This window comes from Frankia sp. KB5, assembly GCF_002099325.1.
GTDB lineage: Bacteria > Actinomycetota > Actinomycetes > Frankiales > Frankiaceae > Frankia > Frankia casuarinae.
In genome coordinates this window covers 1-2,474 of the sequence record NZ_MRUJ01000319.1, presented here as the reverse complement: position 1 = coordinate 2,474, position 2,474 = coordinate 1, and the positions used below count along the sequence as shown (strand labels likewise).

3 protein-coding genes and 1 pseudogene are annotated in these 2,474 nt (G+C 68.8%); 2 read left to right on the top strand and 2 right to left on the bottom strand.

The genetic code is table 11. The annotated features are described in order from the left end of the window. Positions 1-670: 670 nt before the first annotated feature. Entirely contained in the window at positions 671-862 is a 192-nt protein-coding gene (locus tag KBI5_RS23440; RefSeq protein ID WP_023842013.1) for a hypothetical protein, read from the top strand. Positions 863-881: 19 nt separating this feature from the next. On the opposite strand, the gene KBI5_RS23435 is transcribed toward KBI5_RS23440, so the two are convergent. Both KBI5_RS23435 and KBI5_RS26675 read right to left on the bottom strand, forming a co-directional pair. Next, positions 882-1,601: an O-methyltransferase gene (locus KBI5_RS23435; protein ID WP_011436568.1), complete on the bottom strand. Its 720-nt coding sequence runs from the start codon at positions 1,599-1,601 to the stop codon at positions 882-884. A gap of 33 nt (positions 1,602-1,634) precedes the next feature. Beyond that, positions 1,635-1,877 (bottom strand): hypothetical protein, encoded by a 243-nt coding sequence (locus KBI5_RS26675; protein ID WP_085016494.1) that lies wholly within the window; start codon positions 1,875-1,877, stop codon positions 1,635-1,637. A 221-nt stretch (positions 1,878-2,098) separates the two neighbouring features. Here KBI5_RS26675 and KBI5_RS26670 point away from each other — a divergent pair. Further along, positions 2,099-2,474, top strand: a pseudogene (locus KBI5_RS26670) (hypothetical protein); the annotation flags it as partial.

Genomic DNA, 2,474 nt, shown 5'->3' with positions numbered 1-2,474 from the left:
ATAACCGACGAACTTGCAGCGACACCCACTAGGACTCCAGGTGACGATGTCTATGCGTGTTGTGTATGCCTGCCATCGGTCTCTGGCATAGCCACATCAGTCCTGAAGGACCGACGCTCGTGATGTCCAGACCTGGGCGTGTCGTCGTCGGCGGCTTCCTGACCGCCGCCCGGGTCCAGGAGCCGCAAGCGCCGGATTGGCCAACCAACGTGACTTCCGGCTGTCACAGTTGGACTGGTGCTGTCACAGCCTAGCTGCAAAGAGTAACGACTCATCGCAGATCGTTCCCGCCGCGTCCAGAGCCCGGTATCACTGACCGCCCTCGCCGAACGGCTCCTGCGCCCCGAGACGGTCACGGCCGCTCTCCCGGCCGAGGCCGCAGCCAGTCTCGCCGACGGCCTGCCCGGGACGGCACTGCTGCACGCCCGGCTGGCGGCCGTCCACCCTGATTTCGCCACAGCCGCGGCGAACCACTGGACCCACGCAGCCCGCCAGACCCCGCGAGGCGCCCACCCCACTGGCGTGTACCACGCCGGCGCTGGCCTGGCCGCTTCGCTGATCATCGCCGGGTACCACCGCACCGCCCTCACCCATCGGCCGGTGAGCACTCCATGGCACGTCTACGACGTCATCAGCGGCCTCAGCGGACCGTCACCCAGACGCTGTCACCGTGCACCCCTCCGGCGCGTTCGACCCCACGCGCCGTTTCGGCTTCGCCCACCTCGCCGGGAACGCGGCCACCGTCCGGCCCGGCTTCCTCACTGGCGCTGCCGGAACGGCGCTCGCTCTCGCCGAGTACGCCGGGTGCCCCATGCCCGAGGACCTGCGCACGACTTGGGACGCCCTGCTGCTCTTGTCCTGACCCTGCCCGGCCGAGGCGGTCAAACCGCGGCGGGTACCTGCTCGGCCACCCGGACGAGAACCCGACTGTCGCGCTTGTCGACCGCAAGCAGCACACCTGGCATCTCCGGAGGGACGGCGTCAGCCGGATATGCCTCGATCCACAGCCGGACGCCCTGCCCACCGTCACGGTCCCAGTCGCGGACCCGCTCGGCGAGCCGGGACGCCAGCTCGCCGCCCCGCGGGCCGTAGCCGCAGGCACCGATCTCGTAGCTGGGCATCTTCGCATCGCCGGTAGGACTCGGCCGCGTCGTGAGATAGGCCAGAGTCCCGCCCTCAACAATCCCCATGCTTCCCCACGGTCCCTTCGGCGCCATCAGTCGGCCGTCATCGACCGCAGCCCGCGACACTAGGAGCCGGCAGAAGCCCTCCAGCGTGGCCAGCCAGAAATCGAGATGCTCTGTCCAGCCCCACGGGACGGCGACCCCGGTCCAGCACGCCGCCACAGGGTGATCCAACGCGCCCCGCAACGCCGAGGCATCCACCGGGCGATCGTCATCGAGCCGAATTGTCAGGTCCGGGCCGGCACCGACCCGGATGTTCTGCTCGCGAACGGCACCGAGAGCACGCATCGGCATGAACCCGTCCTCCACGACCGACCGGCTCCGTAGAACCGCTCCGGCCCGCTCGAACACGACCGTTCGAGTCAGCCCGAGGATCCGCAGCGGCACCACCAGACGCCCGTCCTCGGCCAGCTGCACCCACCAAGCTCGCGGGATATCCCAGGCACCCGCTTATCCGGATTTTGATCTTGAAATTTTGGGTGGGATTGGTGGCATTCCGAGTGGTGCTGGTTTGGAGGTGTTGCGGGCTGCGCGGTCCAGGCCGGCGAGCTTGCGCTGTGCGGCTTCGAGGCTGGTCTTGAGGCCCTCGACTTCGCCCTGCCAGCCGTTGGCTTTGGCTTCCTCGATGCGTTCGCCGAGGTTGCGGATGATCTGTTCGAGGCGGGTGCGTTGGCGGGGGTCGACGCGGAGCATGKGGCAGCGGACGCAGGCGTGTTCGTGGATGCAGGGGGTGCCGTAGGGGCGTCCGCAGTCGCCGAGTTCGAGGCCGTTGTGGCGCGGCGCTGTTTGACGACTCCCGCGGTGTCGCTCTTGCGCACCGGGCTGGGGAACGCCCAAGGCGCCCAGGAAGGGTCCGACAGTGCCCATTCGGCGATGTCGAGGTAGAAGGCGCGGACCGTGATCAGGGTGTCGATGTGTCGTTGCCGGGTCGGGCGGCTGCCGCCGTTCTGGGGAAAACGCAGCCGTTCCTTCCAGGGATCCGTGACCTCGCGTGGCAGATTGAGGGTGTCGATGCCGGGGTGATGGCGTTCGAGGTCGGCCCAGAACGCCCCGGCGAGACGGCCGACGAGCATGCGGAAGGTGCTGTAGTCGAGCGCGGGACGCCGCTCGTCGAGGTAGCGGATCAGCAACTCGCGGATCTGCCGGTCGGCGATGCCGTGGCGGTCCACGAGTTCGGCGGTGCTCTGCGGGCCGGTGCGCATGGCGGCGTGCAGCGTGGAGTGCGGTGGGAAGACGCCCAGGTCGACCATCATCTGCCAGGCCAGGTGGGAACCGTCACGCGTCCGGCCG